A 19606-nucleotide genomic window follows, 5' to 3' on the forward strand; every position below is an offset into this window, starting at 1 on the left:
AGAGTTCTCTTGGCAAATCCTGACACCGTTTGCCGTCGCACTGCAACAAATTCTATAACATTTTCAATCCTCGTGCAGCGGTTTACGTTCTCGTCGGCAGGGGAAATGGGGCGTACGGGTCGTTCGGGCTTAGGCACCGACTGCTCCGGACGCGATCAGAATTTTGTAAGATGGCAGGTCATCCGCTTCCCGCCCGCACGGGAACGACGCGCCCGGGGTGGTCTCCCGGTCCTCTCGATCCTTCCCTCGCCGCGCGAAGGCACTGTGCTCCCTTGTGTCCGTATTCGCCTCGATCAATCGCTACTGGGACGCTTGAGTGCGGGCAAATTCTGAACCATCGCGGCGGAATCAGGGGACTATTGCCCATCTCTGCCGATTTTCGTCGACCGATGCCGGTATGGCGAGGTCTCGTAGGCCTTTGCTTGACCTGGCACGGAGGTTGCTCTTCAACCAGGCGTCGATCCGGCGGCGTGCCGGAGGACCGTAACCAGGCATCACGCTGGGACAAAAGGAGTCAAACGTAAAAATGGAAGGTTTCGATCTGTTGGGCACCATTCAGGCATTCTTGTCGGGAATCTGGGAGATTCTCGCTGGATTCCTAAGCCTGATCTTCGGCCCGATTCAACTGTAGCAGCGGTCAGTCGCTTCTAACTTCCCTCTCCTCTCTCCAGTGCGGCAAGAAAAAGGCCCGTGGCGCAAAGCCCGGGCCTTTTTCGATTTCTACCGTACCACAAAAACCGGCGGCGCGGGAACACACCACGCGCCACCGGCAAGGTTTGTTGCTCAATCGACTCTTCAACCGAACCTGTTTACCAGCCGCAGCGATTCCCGCGGCCCCAGCCGCCCCGGCTGTAGTTGAACGAGAAGCCCACCGGCCGCGGCGAGCGAATGTATCGCGGACCGCAATCGTACCACGACCGCGAGTAGCCCCAAGTCCGCACCGGCGGGTAATACCGCGGCGCATAATACCTCGGGCCGTAATCCGACCAGGAACGGCTGTACGAGTACGAATAGCCGCCTCGACGCGGGCCGCACCGTCCATCGGCCTCGGCCGTGGCCGCACCGACCGTGCTCACCGCCAGCGCGGCGACGGCCCCCAGTACCATCACTCTCATACGCTTGTTCATGTCTCAAATCTCCTGCAAACGACAGAGTCTTCGCCGACTTGGCCGTTTACGGCGCTGCGGGTGGCCAACCCACAGGCGATCCCTGCGATGCGGGGACAGTGGTTCAGACACAAGCCGGAACGGTTTGGTTAGTGGAATCCGGGCCGCCCACGCACGGGCGCAGCGCGCGGTTTTCACCCAGCTATCCCAGCGAACAGCTGAAACGGGGGCGGTTTGTTTTTGGCACGCTAAACGGAGCAGGCGGATTCAATGGCACCGCTGGTCCGTGTCCGGTTACCGCTATCGTCCGGATCGGCCTTGTGCGTTTCAGGTTGGGTCCGCCCGGGCGATTCCGCGAAGTACCTAACCGGCGGTCGCCGGCTTAAGAAACCGATCAAGAATGGCTTTGTAACCTCTCACAAGAACCATCAGAAGATACCTGACTCTGTTTTGAATGGTGAGTCAGAACAGAGGCCACGCAAGGGACGTTCATTGCTTCACGCCCCTTCGCCCGGTGTAATACGCTCATGGCCTTTGAACAGGTGGCAATGATCGGCGACGGGCAGATGGCCACGGTATGCAGCGTCATGCTGGCCGACCGGGGCTTGCACGTTCGCATGTGGGGCGTGAGCCGCGATCACATCGAGGCGCTGAAAACCACGCGGGAAAATAAACGTTACCTGCCGGGTCTGCGCATTCCCGAGCGCGTGTCGTTCACGAATGACCCGGCAGCCGTGTTTCGCAATGCCGATCTGGTCGTGTCAGCCGTACCCTGCCAGTATGTCCGCTCGGTGTGGAAACAACTGGCGCCGGCGTATCCTGCGGGGCTGCCGGTGGCAAGCGTCTCAAAAGGCATCGAGAACGACACGCTGCTCCGTCCGACGCAGGTGATTCAGGACGTGATCGGCTCCTGTCCGGTGGCGGCGCTCTCCGGGCCGAACATCGCGATGGAGCTGGCGCGCTGCCTGCCGGCCACGATTGTCGCCGCCAGCGAAGATGCCGATCTCGCGGCGGGCGTTCAGGAAGCCTTCTCATCCCAGTGGTTTCGTGTCTATACGAATGACGATTTGCTCGGTGTGGAGCTGGCCGGCGCGACCAAAAACGTCATCGCCATCGCAGCCGGCATCGTGGACGGCCTCAAGGCGGGCGACAACGCCAAGGCGGCCCTGCTGACCCGCGGCCTGGTCGAGATCACGCGGCTGGGAGTCGCGTTGGGCGCAAAACGCGAGACCTTCGCGGGCCTGGCGGGACTGGGCGATCTGGTCACGACCTGCGTCAGCCCGCACGGTCGCAACCGCACTGCCGGGGAGATGTTCGGCCGGGGGAAAAAGTACGAAGAAGTCATCGCCGCGACCCCATCGGTCATCGAAGGCATCCCGACGACGCGGAGCGTCTATCAATTGGCGCGGCAACATCACGTCGAGATGCCGATCACCGAGGCAGTCTACGGCGTATTGTTCGAGGGCAAGGATGTGATCGCGACGCTTAGCGAGCTGATGACGCGCCGGCTCAAGGGCGAAACGTAATGCGATGACGTTTGCCGGTCGATACCGCACCCACCGAGGAGTCCGCGCCGGTCCGGTGAAACCATGAGACCTCCGATGTTCGACCAGCCGGTCTGAAATCTTGCCAATTGGATCAACCGTTTGGAAAGGGGCAACCAGCCGACACATGCCGATGGCGACTCCAATCCGATGGGCGATTGTCGGCTGTGGCCGCGTTGCGCAGCGGCGAGTCGCGCCGGTCTTTGCTCACCTGGAAAATGCGATCTTGCATGCATTTTGTTCGCGCGACCTCTCGCGCGCTCGTGAGTTCGCCGGCCGGTTCGGCGCGCCCGCGGCATACGGCTCGCTCGATGATCTCCTGCGTGATCCCGCGGTGGACGCCGTCTATGTCGCCCTGCCCAATGTCCTGCACGCGCCGACAGCCATTCAATGCCTGAATGCCGGAAAACACGTGCTCTGCGACAAACCGCTGGCCATGTCCGCGGCAGAAGCGTGCGCGATGGCCGATGCGGCACAAAAAGCCGATCGAACGCTTTCGGTGCTGCACCAGCAGCGATTTCACCCGGCGAATCAGCGGCTGCTGGAGCTCATACGGATCGGCGAACTTGGACGACTGCTATCAATTCGCATTCACATCGGTTTCTTCTATCCGCCCGGCGACTTGTGGCGACTCGACCCGGCGCGATCCGGCGGCGGTGCCTGGATGGACCTTGCCCCGCATGCGCTGGACCTGATGCTTCAATGCGGGGGGCCAATGCAAATCACTGCGGGCCGCGTGCGCAATCTGTGCTTTGACTACCCGGTGGAGGACGACGCCCGTGCGGAACTCTCATTCCAAAGCGGAGCAGTCGGCGCGGTGGAGACTTCCTACTGCACGCACGCCTACGGCGGGCGAATCGAGGTCTACGGCGAATCCGCGTCGTTCATCGCTGACGGAACGTTGCAGGCCGCGCCGCGGTATCGCACCATGCTCCGCAAGCCCGGCGATGTCATGGAGATCGACGAGCAGCCCGCCTCCGTCGACTGCTTTGAATCGGCCGTCCAGGATTTCTCCGCCGCCATTTCCGATGGGCGACCCCCGCGCGTCCGCATCGAAGACGCGCTCGCAGTCATGGACGCGGTCGATGCCCTTTACCGCATGGCGCGGTCGCGGTGACTCCGCGCGATCGACGATTATCCCCCGGTTCGCGTCGCCGTCGGTCGCGCGCGCTGCTCCGCCTGATCGGCGGCTTCGGCCTCGCCAACCTCTTCCTTTGAGACGGCGGACTCGTCCCCGGACACTACGACGGAGACATCCTTCTTCGTCGCACCGGCCGTTTCGCACTTCGGGCAAATGATGTCCCCCCGGTCGCGTCGCACCTGGGCCGACTTCGCCACCGTCAACTCGAAGTCGTGCCCGCAGCGGGAGCAGTGATACGCGATTTGCATGCTCGAAACACCGGAATCCACTTCAGCATCACCGGCTGTCCACCCGTAATACGCCGCGATGAACACGCCAATGGCCAAGGTCGCAATTGCGGCGCCTTGCTTCAAGCCGCCGCGTCCGCCAATCGCTCCCCGGACCCCGCGCGCCGCGCTTCCATGATCGCCCCCCTGAAGCTCATAACGACGACGAGATTGCGGCACAACGCGCTTCCTTGATCCTGCGGCGGCTCCAACTACGACAACATTGCCCGAAACCGCGGCACCATGCAGGCGAAATCCAGACGTCCGTTGAACGTCATGGCGTGCGTCAGGAATTGGGCGGCGGCGGCGGTGGCAACTGCGTGGCGCCGGGCGGTGATGTCCCGGCCGGCCGATGCGGATTGAGCAGCTCCTGCGGGAACGTATCCATTCGGCCCCAGGTGCCGCGGGCATCCTTGCCGCCGTATTGAGGAAGGTGGTCGTAATAGGTACCGCGGCCGAAATCGACAAACGCCGCATGGCCGTCGGCATAGGAGACGTTGAAAAACCCGAGCTTCTTGTGATACCCCGTCAGTTCCCCGGCGGTCAGCGTGCCCGTGACTTCGTTTGTCCACAGCGTCTGGTAGACCCGCGCCTCGAGGAACGCAAGCGTGATCGAGGTGTCGGGGATGCGCGTGTGAGAACGACCGTAAATGCCGGTGACCGTCCCGTCATTGAACGCGAGATTGTTCATGCGGAACGACGTGCCGTTCGCCGCGAAATAGGGGTTCTCCACTTCGACAGCCATGCCTCCGAACCCGGGCCACTCCTGCCAGCCGCGCTCTTCACCCGGGCACTGGAACACCTGGAAGAAAGATCGATCCCCCGGGGCCGAGCCGGCGGCGACCCCGCGCGGCCCATAGATGAGATGGTTCAGCGGGCGCGTGCGCGGGTCAAAGTAATCGTACCAACTCTGATAAGGCGCCAGGCCCGGTCCTCCGCCGTACTCGGCGTAACCCGTGCCCGCTAAAAAGACTTTTGCATTTGGATGCACCGGCCCGAGGATGCCGTTGGGATCATCCGAGGAATAGGCGAACGCGGCACCGGTCACCTCGCGCAGGTTAGCAAGACAGCGCACCTTCTGCCCTTCGGCTCGCGAGGCCGCCAGCGCCGGCACGAGGATGCTCATGATCACCGCGATGATCGCGATGACGATCAACAACTCGATCAGCGTGAAGCCGTCCCGCGATGGACTTGCGTGCTTCGTCACGGAGGTGCCCTTCCGCAGCGGTTGTCCGCTTGCCCCTGGCTGGCCAACTCGCTCCAAGGCCATGTCGCCCATCGATCGCGCCGATTTCACAGGCCCTATATCCATGAACGACGGAACCGGGCAAACCTTGCTGTGTATTCTAACCAGACCCCTACCAGGAATAAAGCGCGCAAATGTAAATCCTTGCCCTGCCTGAACCAGCAGCCAGGCCGGGATAGCTCTCACTTGTTCTTCTTCGACCAACTCAATCGGCCCAATCCGACGAACCACCACGCTGACGTAGAAAAAACGAAGCACTACAATTCGCGACACGCCATAAGAGCAATATACATAGAAAGTTACGCGCCAGCCCCTCCAAACGGGGTATAATTTAGCGTTCGCCGACTGATTCGGCGGTTAATTTCAGCTTGGCAGGAGAGCGAGGGGCCTGCAAAGCCCAGCTGCGCGAAGGAATGGGGAAGTCCTATCAACGCGGCGGAGGAGCCTCGAGGCGGATTCCTGCGGGAGTGTCTCATGCGTGTTTTCAATCTAATCATTGTTTCTACAGTTGTCTATTCTTTGTCCGTGGCCCCTGCGGCCCTTGCCGTCGGCGTCGGTGAACCCCTCGGCTTCACGATCAACATTCAACACGGCGCGACCAACGTCGCCAACAAGGCGGTGACGATCGGACCGGGCATGGACCTGCCCGACATCAAGATCTCCGACGGCACACCCGAGAGCTTCACGCAGATCGGAACGCTCCCCGGCGGCAGCCCGATCATCCTCAAAGTCGTGACCGAGGACGACGCGCTCTATCGCATCCTCCACGCCTACATCCTCGCACCGGTCAGCCTTGCCGACATTGACTCCCCCGGCCCTGTCTCGCTCTTCGATCCGCTCAAGGCCGACCCGATCACCGTCTCGCTCACCAATTTGATCTTCACCGGCGGCAGCTTCGTCGAGCCGCGCGTCGAGAACAACAACAGCTATTTCGTCTCCTACATGCGCGACATCGAGGGTAAGTTCTATCACTTGCCGAACGCCAACGCTTTCAACTCCTACGGCCACGGCGTCCTTGATATCCAGGTGCCCGGCCAGTACTACCTCGACGGCACCGCCAATCCCTACCAGTTCTCCTCCACCATCGGCTCGCCCGCTTCGGTCACGTGGGCCAATATGGTCAACCCCGGACCGGCCGGCTCGCAGGTTCACAACGGATTCTTCAGCCACAACCCGGCGTCGCCCGGCTATGTCTTCGAGCTGGGGCTATCGGTCGCGTTCGTGAAGGCGATCCCCGAACCAGGCTCGCTGTCGCTCCTGGCCATGGGCCTTGCGCTCCTCGTGAAGCGCCGCACGCGCCGCGCCGTGCTAAACTGCCGCTGATCATCCTGCTCACAGCAGAGCGGACTCGGCCCGTTTTCTCTGCTTTTTTTCCACTGCGCGCGGGACACCCATCGGTCGCTAGCCCGCATATTTCATCAGTGCTTTCCGAAGCACGTTGATAGCGTGGTAAGTCGGAGTTTGCGTGGGTCTGGAGGCGGTGACGTGGTTTTTGCGCGCAGAACCCCCTTACCCCCATGCGATCGTCGGGTTGTTGGTGGGTCATGACGGGGCAGGCGGGATCAGATGCAGTCGCGGAAGCAGGGATCGCCACTGATCCTGCAACGGGTAGCTGCTCGAGAGTCGCAGCACGACGCGACGCACCGAGACGACCACCCGGGCCGCAACCTTGAAGAGCTTGAGGCGAATCGTCTCCACCTGGGCCTCGGCGAGTTCGGTGCCGGCCAGCGCCGTGCGGCGAAGCGTTTCCACCAGGACGTAGGCCGCCGAGGACAACAGCAGCCGGAACTGGTTGGCCATGAAGCCGTAACACTGGTGCGGTCGGCGAAGAGCCCGAGCTGCTGCTCCTTGATGCGGTTCTCCATGGCACCGCGGGCCGTGTACAGTCCGTCGTAGATATCACTCGGCGTGCGGTCCGTCAGGTTGGTCACCACGAATCGAACGTTCGGTCCCTGCGCCAGTCGTTCGGCCTTGACGATCACGCGACGCGGGCGATCCCAGGTCTGCGCCGCGTATGGGACCTCGTGGAAGTTCCGCACCTTCTGCTGCGTCGCGGCGAACTGCGCCTCGGCCGCCTGCATGAAAGGCTCGGCCACTTTCTCCAACACGACATTCCGCGCCAGCCCCAGCACATACTCCACCCCGTGCCGGTCGCACCATTTCATCATCCGCCAGCGGCAGAAGCCGGAGTCCCCGCGGACGATGATCCGCACGCCGGGCCACGCCTGTCGCAAGCGCTGCACCAGGAGCTTCAGGATGGGCCACGCATGATGCGCCCCGTCGATGTTGCTGGGCCGCAGGTAGGAGACCAGCAGCCGCGCGCCGCAGAACACATACAGCGGCAGGAAGCAGTGGTGGTCATAGTAGCCGTGGAAGAAGCGGCCCTCCTGGTTGCCGTGGATCGGATCGTCGGTCGCGTCAAAGTCGAGGATCAATTCCTCAGGCGGCTTCTCGTACGACGCGATGAACTGCTCCACCAGCACGCGCGACATCCGAACCAGGTCGCCGCGCGTGACGCGGTTCTCCAGTCGGCACAGGGTCGGACTGCTGGCCAGCGGCTCATCCGGACACGGCGGCCGCCCGGTCAGGACCGCCAGCACGGGATCGGTCCGCAGCGTTTGATGGTCGTTGAGGTCTTCGTATCCCAGCGCGATGGCGAAGATGCGCTGGGCCAGCATGACCCGCTGGTCGTGTTGAATGCGGTCCGGATCGCGCGGGTCGTTGATGACCGCAGCGAGTTGGTCGACCAGACCCAGACGCCGCTCGACCTCCCGAAGCAGCAACCCCCCGGCGTCGGAGGTCAGCGTTCCGCCTGTAAAATCGGCGACGATTTTCTTGCGGCCGAGGCTGGAAAAAAGAAGCGGTTGTGCGTTACAGTCTGTCACGAAAAGGCCTCCCTGCCTAAGGACCGGAATGTTCCTGTCAGAACCCCAGTCTACAAGGCTTCGAGGCTTTTTCTATTTCAATTCCACATCAAACTGATGAAATATTCGGGCTAAGGACGATGGCGCCACGTCAAAGCGCAGATTGCGATCGTCACTAATTGACACAAACAAACGTGCCCGGAGGCTTCCCATCCCCCGGGCACGCTCGCATTGAAAGGAGCAGTCGTCTTGGTGTTCGCTCAAGGAGCCGCGCACTTCAGCTCGCGCGGCTTATCAAACTTGAGCGAATGCTTCATTCCTCTTGGCCGGGTCTCGCGCAGCGAGGCTCCCACCCGTTGAGCCGCGTCACGGCCTGCCTGGCCGTTGTGCCGCGCCGACGCTGTAACTACGGAAGTTCCGCTGCGGCGTCTGGCGCTCGGAGAATTCGTTCCCGAAGAAGTCGCGATAGTACTCGATGTACACCGTCTCCTGCGGGCTGTGATAGCCGTTCCACGTCAACGGCCAATCGGTGCGGCCGATCTGCCCCGCGACCGAGTCTTCCCACGGATCACCCATCAGGAGGTTCGTTCCGACGGATGTCGCGATCGGCGACGGCGCGTCCTGCCGGCAGCCGATCATCCCCCCCGCGATCAGCAGCGCCGCCGCGCCGCCGATGATCCACAACCCCGGATGTCGAACCCCCCGATCCATGTCCCCTTCTCCCTCTCGCGCTCGCTGGGAGGATAGGGCACCCGCCGTGCCAGGGACGGATAAATCGGCGGATCACCGCGTGTTCCGAAAACCCGAATTCCGTGCAAATCAAGTCAATTGCTTGCGGTGCAACGGGTTGCAGCGAATCGGGTGGTCCTCGCACACGTCTGTTTATGACGATTGGCGAAGAGAATCATCGTATGACGACATGAATGCGTGGGTGGAATTGCTGTAGGAATTCATCATGAGTTGCCGCAGGCGGCAGAACCCAAAGAGCCGCGGGCTGCCCAATGAGCCGCGGGCTTCAGCCCGCGCGGCCATTCGATCACGCGTGAACGCTTCGCACCGAATCCCAACGCCGCGCGAGCTAACGCTCGCGGCTCATTCGTGCGCCGGCTCGCCGCCGAAGCGCTCGGGCATGTCGGCGATGACGTAACTCACCGCCGCCATGACCGCGACGCACTGCGACAACTCGCGCGGATCAACCTTGTCCAGCGTGTCGGCGTGCGAGTGGTGATAATCGAAGTACTTCGAGCCTTCGACGCCCAGGCCCATGAGCATCACGCCGGACTCCTTCATCGGCGAGATGTCCGCCCCGCTGTGCTCGCCGCTGATGCGCAGCGTGCCCACCGGCGCGAGCAACGCGAGGATTTCATCCATTTGCTTCGCCGCTTTCTCGCGGCGTGCTTTGTCCGCGCATTCCAAACCGAACGACTCCGGACGAAACCCGCCGGCGTCTGATTCAATCGCCACGATGTGCTTGTCCATCTCGTCGGCATGATCCTGCGCGTAGGCCTTGCCGCCCATCAGGCCGTTTTCTTCGTTCGTCCACAACACGACGCGAATCGTCCGCCGCGGCGTCAGACCCATCCGCCGCAGCACGCTGATGGCCTCCATCGCCATCACGCAGCCGGTCGCGTCGTCGTGTGCCCCCTGGCCCACATCCCAACTGTCGAAATGGCCGCCGATGACCACTACCTCGTCCGGCCGCTCGCGACCGCGCAGTTCGCCGATAACGTTCGCCGACGGCACCATGCCTTCGTCCCGCGCCGACATCTTCAGGGTGACCTTGACCTCCTGCCCGCGGGCCGTCAGCCGCGCGATCATCTCGGCATCCTCGCACGACACCGCTGCCGCGGGAATCTTCTTCACGCCTTCTTCGTAGCGCATCATGCCGGTATGCGGCGAGCGCAGACTTCGCGCCGTCACCGAACGCACCAGGCACGCGACGGCCCCTTGCTTCGCAGCGAGGATCGCCCCTTTTCCGCGAAATCGAACCGTCTCGCCGTAGCGCGAGCCGTGCTCGTCGTCGTACGGCGGCATCGCGTTGTTGTACAAGACGATCGCACCCTTGACCTTGTCGCCGGCCGCTTCAAGCTCCGCTTCATCGCGGACAACGACCACCCGCGCGGTGATCCCTTCCTTCGGCGTCCTGATCGACCCGCCGAGTCCCAGCATCGCCATGGGTATGCGGCGCGGCGAAACGATCTCCGCGGATTCCTCACCGCGCACCCATTTGGGCACCATCACCTTTTCGCCCCGTACGTTCTCGTGACCGTCGGCCTTCATGGTCGCGATGGCCCACTCAATCGCCCGCTCCAGCTCCGGCGAGCCGCTAAGCCGATGGCCGATGCCGTCGCAGAGTTCCTCCATTTTTTTCCACGAGTCGTTCTCTCTCATTGTCTGTTCAATGATTCGCTTCACCGTGGGCGCGTACGTTGCGTTGCCGTCCTCCGACCGCAGCGGTGCGACAGCGAGCAGCAGCACGGCGTGTGAGATCGTCACGACAAAAACTCGGGTGCGCATGGCGACATTTCCCCGCATAGAACGAATAATGCTAGCTACCCTGTTGAAACCTCGGCGCGAACGTCACGCCGAGGCTGCCTCCGATTGCTCGCGCAATCGGCTGGTTGGCGGCGAATTGTACCGGTGCGTGGTTTCCTCATAAACCCGCTAAAACTCACACGCGACGCGGCGATAACGCGCGTTACAATGGCCAGCGTGCCTTTGGCGGCTATCGATTGCCCATGCAATCGATGTCCTTCACGGAGCCGATTGCGCAAGTAATCGAAAAACGCATGCAAACCGATCGACGGATGTTTCTGCGAACACTGACCGGCGCGACGGCGGCCTACACGCTGCCCAGCCTCATCGACGATTGGCCCTCGATCATTCACAGAGCAAACGCGAGTCAGCCGGTGGAGGGCGACAATCCGCGAAACGGCAAGACGATTCCGGGCCGTGATCAACCATCGTCCATGGACGACAAGAATGACGAGTCGTTCTGGTTCAACGTTCAGCAGGCGTTTTCGATTGATCGATCGTACATCAATCTGAACAACGGCGGGGTCTGTCCGTCGCCGCGCGTGGTCATGGACGCACAACGGCGGCAACTGGAGTTCACCAACAACGCCCCCGCGCGCCACCTGTGGCAGGTGCAGGATCCCCAACTTGAACTCGTCCGCGCCAAGCTCGCCCGGCTTTATGGTTGCGATCCCGAGGAAATGGCCATCACGCGCAATGCGAGCGAGGCGCTTCAAATCTCGTTGAACGGGATCGACCTCAAGCCTGGTGACGAAATTCTCACCTCGACGCACGATTACCCGCGCATGATCGCCACGATCCGCCAGCGCGAAAAACGCGAAGGCGTCGTCATGAAACAAGTCCCCCTGCCGCCGCCCGACGCGTCGCAGGATGAAGTCGTCGGCGCGTTCGAGCGCGGCATCACCAGCAAGACGCGCATTTTGCTTGTCTCGCACGTCGTCTTCCTGACCGGCCGAATCCTGCCCGTGCAGGACATCTGCGCCATGGCGCGAAAGCGCGGGTTGATCATCATCGTCGACGGCGCACACGCCTTCGGACAAATCGCCTACGACGGCCGCGAGATCGATTGCGACATGTACGGCGTCAGTTGTCACAAGTGGCTGACCGCGCCGATCGGCACGGGGTTTCTCCATGTGCGCCGCGGCATGATCAAGGATCTCTGGCCGCTCACCGCGCCGGAGGATCCCAAGTCGGAAAACATCCGCAAGTTCGAGGAGATCGGCACGCATCCGGACGCCGGCCGGCTGGCCATCGGCGAGGCGATTGCGTTTCATCTGGGAATCGGCCCGAAGCGCAAGGAGCATCGGCTTCGCACCTTGAGAAACTACTGGGCCACCCGGCTCATGAAGCATCAAAAGGTGAAACTGTTCACGAACCTCGCGCCCGATCGGTCCTGCGCGATCGGCACGATCGGCATCGACGGCATCGAACCACTGGCCCTTACGTCGCACCTGTGGGACAAGCACAAGATCATCGTGACGCCCATCGATCACGAAGACATCCACGGCGTGCGTGTCACGGCCAACGTCTATACGACCTTCGACGAGTTGGATTTGTTCTGCGAAGCCATGGAAAACGTCGCGCGGGAAGGCTTGCCGAAGAACGGCAAGTAATGCACGCCGATGCCAAGGCAGTCTGCGCAGCGAATCAACCCTGCGACGGCGGTCCCCCATCGCATCGATCGTTATCGAAGGTGGACGTTGAAAGCCTTCAGAGCCGCGGCGTCGTCGGCGTAGAAGCTGAACTCTTTCTCCAGCCCGGTGATCGAGAACATCTTCTTGATTTCCCCGTTCATCCCGCAAAGGGCCAGATCGCCCTTGATGGCCTGCACCTTCTTCTTCAGGTTGATGAGCAGGCCCAGCGCCCGGGAGGACAGCGTTTTGACCCGCGTGAAATCGAGAATCAGCTTCTGCTTGTCCTGGGCGTCTGGCAGGGCGTACAGATCCTTGCCGAGCTGGTCGATGGCGGCGCTGTCCAGTATGGAACTGTCCGTGAATGTCACTACTGTGACACCTGCATAGTCCGTCACCAGCATGCGATTCGCCACGCGCAATCCTCCACGGCTTCGTGGGTCAGTCGACAGGACCCGACGCAAACAACCAACGTCCCCGGCAGGATTCGAACCTGCAACCTTCGGCTTCGGAGGCCGACACTCTGTCCAGTTGAGCTACGGGGACACAATACAGCCGTTCGCCGAGGAATTGTATCGGTGCTTCGAGGCGTCGCAAGGCCCGCCCTCGGCCCGTTGCAGTGCCCTCTCACGTGGCAGCGAGAGGAATTACGCCGTGGTTGACAAAGACGCATGGCGGGCCGCAGCCGTCGCGCGCAGCCGCTCCCAATCAGCCCGGCGAAACAACACGATCATCCACACGAAAACCGGCATGACAAACGACGACGCGACGATTGAGGCAAAGACATGCTCCACGAGGAAACCCATGACCGTCTTCAACCAGCCGGGCGGGTGAAATGCGTTGATGGCATCCCCCTGGCTCAACGTGTTTACAATCGACACCCATCGGCGAAACAACACAAAGCCATGAACCGCCAGCATCGAGCCGACGAGTCCGAACAGACGCCGCCGCCAGGAAACCGGCGTGGCCACCACCAGTGCGCAAACAAGGCTTGCGGGGATGTAGCCGTCGTAACGCGCGCTGACGGGGCGGGTCCCGAACGCGCCGGGCAACGCCTTGTTCACAAGCACCATTTCGGTGTCCATCACCTCGTCGGCCGAATCCAGCGGACGAAAGGTCACCGAAGCGCGCCCTCCCACGGAATAGAAAACGGTGTTACACAGGCCGCGATAGAACGCGCGATAGCCTGTGCCGACCGCCGGCCAGGCCAATGCCAGTCCGACGTAAACGCACAGTACCACGAAGAGAAAGCGAAACGCAGCTTTAGGCATGTTGAACGCGCGCCCGCGCGACCGATTCCCGGCCCAGCGCCCACCAAGCCCACGCGAGCCAGATCGCCACGGCCAAGAGGATGAAGATCACCTGCCAGACATCGACGTGCATCACGTGAAACGCCGCGGGCCAGTACACGCCAAAGAGGAAGAGCGTCACGATCCGCATTAGATTCATCGCCATCAGGCACAGCGCGCCGGCCGCCATGCCCGCGAGGCGGGCACGAATCGACATGGGTGACGCCAATATGGCAGAAACGAGCAGCGCAATCGGCTCGATCGCGTCGCATCCGCGGGCGACTTCGACGCTGAACCGTTGCGAGCAAACAGCGCTCCCGTTGGCTTCAACAGGCCCCTGACCGACCCCTTCCAGCACGCGCGCGGCGACGATCGCATTCCCTTTCAAAAACGCAGGGAAAACGCGCGCGTGAAAAAGGGAAAGGCTTGACAGAACGTAGTAAATGGCCATGCAACCTGCGAAGGTGAGCACAAATCGAAACACGGGGCGGCGCGAGGGCCGCGGACCCGCGGGAACCGGCGACTCGCGTATGACACTTCCCGTTGAAGCAGACCGTTTGTCGCGTCGCGCCATGCGCTGCCATGAATCCTGCTACTCGAAGGATCAATCATCCTGCTCGCGCCGTACAGGGCGCGACAGGCCGATCCACAAGTGTATCAGATAGGCGGCGAGCGTCCCACTGATGGCGGTGCCGATGATGTCGCGCAGGGCGAGTTCGCCGTGAATGCGATAGGCGACCGCGCAGCCGATCACTGCCGCCACGACGACGACGATCAACGTCTTGGCGAAGATCGAAGGGTAAAACAAAGGCGGCTGGGGCGATAAATCCTGCATGGAGTCCGCTCTCTGCACATCGACTGGACTGGATCCTGAAACAACGAGAATTCCGGAAGCCCCGCGATCCCCGCGCGGGCTGGGCGACGAGGGGCGGACGCCGATGCATCCACCCCTCGCAACCGCGAAATCGTCGCTTCAGCTCACTACGAGATTACGCCATCGGCAGGACACTCTCTTTCGCTCGACGACGAGCGATCACGATGGTACCGGCTGTCAACAGCAGCAGCCCCATGATGATCAGGCCCCATTCAGAGACGGTGGGTACGCTGGGGTGATAGCTCGGAATAATCTGCGTGGCGCCCGGCGGGTTAGGAACATTGTTGCAAACATGCGAGAATTTCGCGTCGATGTCGATGCTCATGTCCGGCTGAATCTCCACCCACACTGTCCGTGGACAAGCGTTTGGCAGCCAGTAAGGGCCCGTATTGATCGGCAGGTTCAATCCCGCCATAGCATAGTTGATGGTAACCCACTGTGAGCATTGTATTGGAATCGCGGCGTTTGCGGCCGGATTCCAGCAGAAGCGCACATTGACATTGGTATTCGGTTGAAAGATGTTCACCAATCCGGCGAGGCTGAAAACTTTATCTGTGCCCGCGTTGTTGGCGAACGGGCCAAATCGCATGAGGGTATTCATTGGGATGGCCGCAGTGACCTGATCTTGGGCGGCGTGAGAGCGCGGTGATACACCAACCAACACCACACCGGCCAGGACAAGGGCTGTTGGCGAAAGAACGTTATGAGTTTTCATGTGCTACCCTCCTTTCGACCGCGTCATGATCGGCGGTCAGTGTCCGTTATTGTTTTTGTCGGCAATCACCGACGGCCGCCCTGCACGGCCAGTCTCCACTCAAACCGAGACCTGCGCTCTAGCTGTCGCTCGCGCACAAAACCCTCGCGCACAAACACGACCTCTTCGCATCCTGCGAAATGCACGAGAGAGGATGAGCGACATGTAGCGCCGTCCTGTCCGTAAATCTGCTCTCTACTTCATTTCACACCTTTGAAGCCCAAGATGTTTGCTCAACCTGCATCCGGCAGCACAAAACGATTAACAGCACCGGCCGGCTGCTCGTGTGTTACCTGCTACTCGATCACCCGGCAGGGGATGTGTAGAGCAACGCCTGCCCGGCTTCACGAATCGCGCAATTTCAAAAATACCACGCCGCGGGAGTCGAGCTCAAGAATCGGACCTTCGCTACTCGCCTCCGCAATCACCAAGAAGATGATCTCGAACGGAGGCGTGCAAGAATGCAGGTACAACGATAGGGAACATAACACAATGTCAATTTAAAAGTCAATAGTTTCTGGTATAAAATATTTTCTTCGAACGTATCAATCTGCTCAAAGCGCAGCCTTCATGCCTAACTATCTGATTTAACACTATTTGCGAAAATCCATAGGGAATTCTCCCCACGCAATCCGAACCTTAACATCGCTCCGTCATGGCTCCTCACGGCTGCACAAACAAATCATCAACTGCAAGCACCACCAAGCCCTCACCGTTGTTCTGTATAACTCGACCGGTGACAAGGACTTCCGCAAGCGGCCGCAAACGGCCTGCGCCATCGAGACTGATGTGAAGCGGCTTGCGCTCCGGCCCGAGCACCTGTGCCGTCAGGGAGTGTGCCGCAATCCGATCCGAAGGCTCGCAGCAGTAGTCCCACGGCGTCGGGCACTTGTCTTCGGGATTCGCGTTGCACGGCGGCAGGCTCATGTCGGTCAGCGTGAACATCGCGCGGCCCTCGACAAACGGCGACTTGCTCCCGCCGATGCGGCCGCGCACGACGATCTTGTCACCGATTTTCGCAGTGCGCTTCACTTCCAGCACGCTCTTCGCGCCGGCCGGCGCGGTGTTGAGGAAGAAACCAGGCGGGAGTGCATCGGCCGCGCCGTTGGAAGCGTTGGGCTTGGCCTCCTCGTTCGCCCCGCGGTCGCAGGCGCCGGCAATGAGCGCGCAGAGGACGCCGATGCACGCATGTGTGCCGACGCGGCGCGTTCGGAAAAACCGATTCACACTCATCGGACTCATTCGCCGAATCACCATCACGCACTCACTCCTTGTTGATTCAAGCCTCCTGCTCACGCTGCCTTCAAGGCCTCGCCGATTGTCGGCCGCAGGCATCGCCAGCCCGGCGGCAACGCGCCGAACAATCCAAGCAGCAGCGCCGCACCGATGCCCAGCGCGAGCGTCGGCCCGTCAATCGCCAGCGCGAACACTCCCATCGAGAAACGCACCGCCAAGCCGTCCAGCCAAAGCACGGCTGCGAGCGATGCGACCAGCGCACCGGCGCAGGTCAGTACCTGCGATTCCTGAATCAGGCTCAACAAGATCGCGCGGCGCGAGAAGCCCAGCGTTTGCAACGTCGCCAGCTCGCGCACGCGCGAGGCGAACGCCGCGTAGAGCGTGTTCAACCCGCCGAAGAGGCCGCCCAGCGCGATCAGCGCCGCGGTCGCCCATACCACCATGCGGATCGGTCTGAAGAAATCCGTCAATTTTTCGTAATAGTCCGATTCGCGAATCGCCACCAGTTCCAGGTCCAGTCGCTGCTTGCAGAACGCATCGACATCCGCGAACTCTGCGTCGCCCAGCGTCAGCACGACGCAGGAGTAACCCGTCCGCTTCATCATGATCTGAATGTCCGACAGCGGGCACCACAGCTCCGATTCAATCACACTGCCCGGCGCCGCGAAGCGGCCGACGACCTTCCATTCGCGACCATCCACCCAAATCGATCCGCCGGGCGCGAGCGACGCATTGGACAGCCCTAGACGCACCGCCGCATGGCGACCGGCGAGCAACTCGCGGTTCCCTGCGCGCGGAAAGCGCCCTTCCACGATGCGCACCTGTCGATGCACCAGCAGCGCGGCCGGCGTGACACCACGAATCAGCGCCGACCGCGTTTCCTGTGCATCCGCTCGTTCGCGAATCTCCACCTGCACATGCGATTCTTCAGAGACATACGCCTGGCCCAGGTCCGAGCGAATCCCGCTGATCGCAGCCGCGACAATGCCCGGCACCGCGGCGTCGACCTCGCTTCGCTCAATGCTCTCCTCGCTCCCTGCGCCAAGCAAAATGACGTTGTCCGGCTGCCCTGTCACCGATAGCCCGCGAATCATGCCGCGTACGAAGCCCCCTGCGCACAGAATTAGCAGCACCACGAGCGCGCTGCCGACCAGCCCGGCGGCGCACCGCTGCGGCGAACGCCCCAGGTTTCGCACGGCATATTCAAATGGAATGCGTCGCATCAGCGCTTGTCCTCAAACGGTTCGAAAGCACGTTGCAATTTCCCGGCGGGAGACTTCCCACGCGGGAACCAGCCCCGCGATGATTCCCACGACCGCGCTCAACGCCGCGCCCTGTGCAAAGAGCGACAACCCCGCGCGGATGGGAATGCTGACACCCTCCACCGAGATGCTGTATTGCCCCCACGCCAACCACAGCACCACCACGCTGCACCCGGCCACTCCGCCAATCATGCTTAGCAGCAAGCCCTCGGTAACAACCCATCGAGCCAGCAGCCCGCCATCGAATCCCAGCGTCTGTAGCACTGCGTGCTCCGTGACGCGCTGACGCACCGCGAGGAACACCGCGTTGCTCACCAGGGCCATCACGGCTGCCAGCGCCGCCCAGCCAAGCCAGCGCGTGAAGCCCGCGATCTCGACGATGTCCTTCGCCGCTCCGGCCACGAACGATTGCGCCGACTGCGTGAAAGTCGGATCGGCGTCCTTGGCGAACTCCTTGTCAATGGCCGCCGCGACGGAATCCGGCGGCACACCCGGTCGCGTGAGAATATCAAATTGTGTTACATATCCGCCCTGCCGCCCGCCGGTCGCGTATTGGATAAAACTCAAGTGCGCGTAGGCGACGTTTTCGTGCTGGGCTTCGTCCGATGCGATGATGCCCGCGACATAGACCGTGATCCCCGCCGCGTCGAAGCGGTCCCCCACCTTCAAGCGTCGGCGATTTGCAAGCGTCTCGCCGAGGAGCACGGCGTCACTACGCCGTCGCCAGTCTTCGAGCGAGCCGGCGACGAATCGAATCTGGCCTGCATAGTCGGCCGCGAAAGCATCTTCCGGCACGCCTCGAAACGTCACCACGTCCAGCGCCGTGCGGCAATTGTTCACCACCACCCGCACCGGCACCACCGACGCGACCCCCGGAACCGCGCGCAGCCGATCCAGGTACGACTGCGGCAGTCGACTTGTCGCCGGGCAGTAGCGGTCCTTGCGATAGACGATCAGGCGAGAATCGTCGCTCGACGCGCGCGTTGCCTCCTCGACACCCGCCTGCATCGCGCGCACGCCGCCGAAGAAAACCATCATCAGCGCAACGCCGGCGATCGTCAGGCCGCTGCGCGTCTTCTGGCGAAGCGCCTGCTTGAGAATGACCGGCCAGAACTTCGGTGCGACCATGTTTTATGCCTCCACTCCCGCAAGGCGAGGCTGCTCCGTCTCGACCAGCGCGCCCTTCTCCAGATGCAGCGTGCGCGAGGCGTGTTCGGCCGTGTGTGGATCGTGCGTCACCATGATGAGCGTCTTGCCTAGTTCGCGATTGAGCCGCTTGAGCAACGCGATCACCGCCTGGGCCGCGCTCGCGTCGAGATCGCCGGTCGGTTCGTCGGCGACGAGAATGCGCGGGTCGGTGACGATGGCGCGGGCGATGGCGACACGCTGCTCCTGCCCGCCACTCAACTGCCGCGGGAAGTGATCGTAACGATCCGCAAGCCCCACCAGATCCAACGCGAGCGTGACTTTCTGATGCCGAACCTCTCGCGAGTAATCGTGCAACAGCAGCGGCAGTTCGACGTTCTCGTACGCCGTGAGTGTTGGAATCAGGTTGTACAACTGAAAGATGTAACCGATGTATTCCGACCGCCAGCGGGCCAGCTCCGAACGCGACCTTGCTCCGACATCGACCCCGTCGATCACCAATCGCCCGGACGTCGGCCGGTCTATCCCGGCGATCAGATTCAGGAGCGTCGTCTTGCCGCTGCCCGACGGCCCCATCAGCGCGAGAAACTCCCCCGCCTCCACCATGAGGTCGAGATTGGACAGCGGCGTGATTTCCATCTCACCCTTGCGATACGACTTGGTCAGGCGATGGCATTCGATCAAAGGCATCTTCGAGTCCTTGAATAGAATT

At 61.9% G+C, this 19606-nt stretch carries 18 protein-coding genes, 1 tRNA gene and 1 pseudogene; 4 read left to right on the forward strand and 16 right to left on the reverse strand.

From position 1 onward, the window contains the following. Nucleotides 1-809: 809 nt before the first annotated feature. Nucleotides 810-1127: a hypothetical protein gene (locus HRU71_01950; GenBank protein QOJ02319.1), complete on the reverse strand. Its 318-nt coding sequence runs from the start codon at nucleotides 1125-1127 to the stop codon at nucleotides 810-812. Nucleotides 1128-1633: 506 nt separating this feature from the next. Between HRU71_01950 and HRU71_01955 the strand changes: the two genes are divergently transcribed. Then, nucleotides 1634-2632, forward strand: a complete 999-nt coding sequence (locus HRU71_01955) for an NAD(P)-dependent glycerol-3-phosphate dehydrogenase (protein QOJ02320.1) — start codon at nucleotides 1634-1636, stop codon at nucleotides 2630-2632. Between the two features lie 151 nt (nucleotides 2633-2783). Beyond that, nucleotides 2784-3767 carry a Gfo/Idh/MocA family oxidoreductase gene (locus tag HRU71_01960; GenBank protein QOJ02321.1) on the forward strand — a complete coding sequence of 328 codons (984 nt, stop codon included), beginning with the start codon at nucleotides 2784-2786 and terminating at the stop codon, nucleotides 3765-3767. A gap of 17 nt (nucleotides 3768-3784) precedes the next feature. Here HRU71_01960 and HRU71_01965 read toward each other — a convergent pair whose 3' ends face one another. Together HRU71_01965 and HRU71_01970 are read right to left on the reverse strand one after the other, a co-directional pair. Beyond that, nucleotides 3785-4117 carry a zinc ribbon domain-containing protein gene (locus HRU71_01965; GenBank protein ID QOJ02322.1) on the reverse strand — a complete coding sequence of 111 codons (333 nt, stop codon included), beginning with the start codon at nucleotides 4115-4117 and terminating at the stop codon, nucleotides 3785-3787. Nucleotides 4118-4343: 226 nt separating this feature from the next. Next, nucleotides 4344-5264, reverse strand: a complete 921-nt coding sequence (locus HRU71_01970; protein QOJ02323.1) for a prepilin-type N-terminal cleavage/methylation domain-containing protein — start codon at nucleotides 5262-5264, stop codon at nucleotides 4344-4346. A gap of 513 nt (nucleotides 5265-5777) precedes the next feature. Here HRU71_01970 and HRU71_01975 point away from each other — a divergent pair. Then, nucleotides 5778-6626, forward strand: coding sequence for a PEP-CTERM sorting domain-containing protein (locus HRU71_01975; protein ID QOJ02324.1), 849 nt, complete (start codon nucleotides 5778-5780; stop codon nucleotides 6624-6626). A gap of 219 nt (nucleotides 6627-6845) precedes the next feature. On the opposite strand, the pseudogene HRU71_01980 reads toward HRU71_01975, so the two are convergent. The 3 genes and pseudogenes from HRU71_01980 to HRU71_01990 form a co-directional block, all read right to left on the reverse strand. After that, nucleotides 6846-8188: pseudogene (locus HRU71_01980) on the reverse strand (IS1380 family transposase). Between the two features lie 345 nt (nucleotides 8189-8533). After that, a complete protein-coding gene (locus HRU71_01985; protein ID QOJ02325.1) occupies nucleotides 8534-8878 on the reverse strand; it encodes a hypothetical protein in 345 nt (114 codons plus the stop codon). Between the two features lie 381 nt (nucleotides 8879-9259). Continuing rightward, a complete protein-coding gene (locus HRU71_01990; protein QOJ02326.1) occupies nucleotides 9260-10684 on the reverse strand; it encodes a M20/M25/M40 family metallo-hydrolase in 1425 nt (474 codons plus the stop codon). Between the two features lie 290 nt (nucleotides 10685-10974). Here HRU71_01990 and HRU71_01995 point away from each other — a divergent pair, with 290 nt between their 5' ends. Continuing rightward, on the forward strand, nucleotides 10975-12315 hold the full coding sequence (locus tag HRU71_01995; GenBank protein QOJ02327.1) for an aminotransferase class V-fold PLP-dependent enzyme: 1341 nt from the start codon (nucleotides 10975-10977) through the stop codon (nucleotides 12313-12315). A 71-nt stretch (nucleotides 12316-12386) separates the two neighbouring features. On the opposite strand, the gene HRU71_02000 is transcribed toward HRU71_01995, so the two are convergent. From HRU71_02000 to HRU71_02045, 10 genes are all read right to left on the reverse strand, one after another. Then, complete coding sequence (locus tag HRU71_02000) at nucleotides 12387-12749, reverse strand: STAS domain-containing protein (protein ID QOJ02328.1); 363 nt, start codon at nucleotides 12747-12749, stop codon at nucleotides 12387-12389. Nucleotides 12750-12805: 56 nt separating this feature from the next. Continuing rightward, nucleotides 12806-12879, reverse strand: a tRNA-Arg gene (locus tag HRU71_02005). A 101-nt stretch (nucleotides 12880-12980) separates the two neighbouring features. Next, nucleotides 12981-13604 (reverse strand): hypothetical protein, encoded by a 624-nt coding sequence (locus HRU71_02010; GenBank protein QOJ02329.1) that lies wholly within the window; start codon nucleotides 13602-13604, stop codon nucleotides 12981-12983. Beyond that, nucleotides 13597-14106, reverse strand: coding sequence for a hypothetical protein (locus HRU71_02015; protein QOJ02330.1), 510 nt, complete (start codon nucleotides 14104-14106; stop codon nucleotides 13597-13599). Before HRU71_02015 ends, HRU71_02010 begins: the two co-directional genes overlap by 8 nt. Before the next feature lie 120 nt (nucleotides 14107-14226). Then, nucleotides 14227-14457: a hypothetical protein gene (locus HRU71_02020; GenBank protein ID QOJ02331.1), complete on the reverse strand. Its 231-nt coding sequence runs from the start codon at nucleotides 14455-14457 to the stop codon at nucleotides 14227-14229. A gap of 154 nt (nucleotides 14458-14611) precedes the next feature. Continuing rightward, the gene (locus HRU71_02025; protein QOJ02332.1) at nucleotides 14612-15211 is read right to left on the reverse strand and encodes an IPTL-CTERM sorting domain-containing protein; all 600 of its coding nucleotides are present in this window, start codon (nucleotides 15209-15211) and stop codon (nucleotides 14612-14614) included. 702 nt (nucleotides 15212-15913) lie between these two features. Then, the gene (locus HRU71_02030) at nucleotides 15914-16507 is read right to left on the reverse strand and encodes a hypothetical protein (GenBank protein QOJ02333.1); all 594 of its coding nucleotides are present in this window, start codon (nucleotides 16505-16507) and stop codon (nucleotides 15914-15916) included. Nucleotides 16508-16542: 35 nt separating this feature from the next. Continuing rightward, nucleotides 16543-17709 (reverse strand): ABC transporter permease, encoded by a 1167-nt coding sequence (locus HRU71_02035; protein ID QOJ02334.1) that lies wholly within the window; start codon nucleotides 17707-17709, stop codon nucleotides 16543-16545. Nucleotides 17710-17721: 12 nt separating this feature from the next. Next, nucleotides 17722-18876 carry an FtsX-like permease family protein gene (locus HRU71_02040; protein QOJ02335.1) on the reverse strand — a complete coding sequence of 385 codons (1155 nt, stop codon included), beginning with the start codon at nucleotides 18874-18876 and terminating at the stop codon, nucleotides 17722-17724. A 3-nt stretch (nucleotides 18877-18879) separates the two neighbouring features. Continuing rightward, the gene (locus HRU71_02045) at nucleotides 18880-19584 is read right to left on the reverse strand and encodes an ABC transporter ATP-binding protein (protein QOJ02336.1); all 705 of its coding nucleotides are present in this window, start codon (nucleotides 19582-19584) and stop codon (nucleotides 18880-18882) included. Nucleotides 19585-19606: the final 22 nt, after the last annotated feature.

It is taken from the genome of Planctomycetia bacterium (assembly GCA_015200345.1).
Lineage (GTDB): Bacteria > Planctomycetota > Phycisphaerae > UBA1845 > UTPLA1 > PLA3.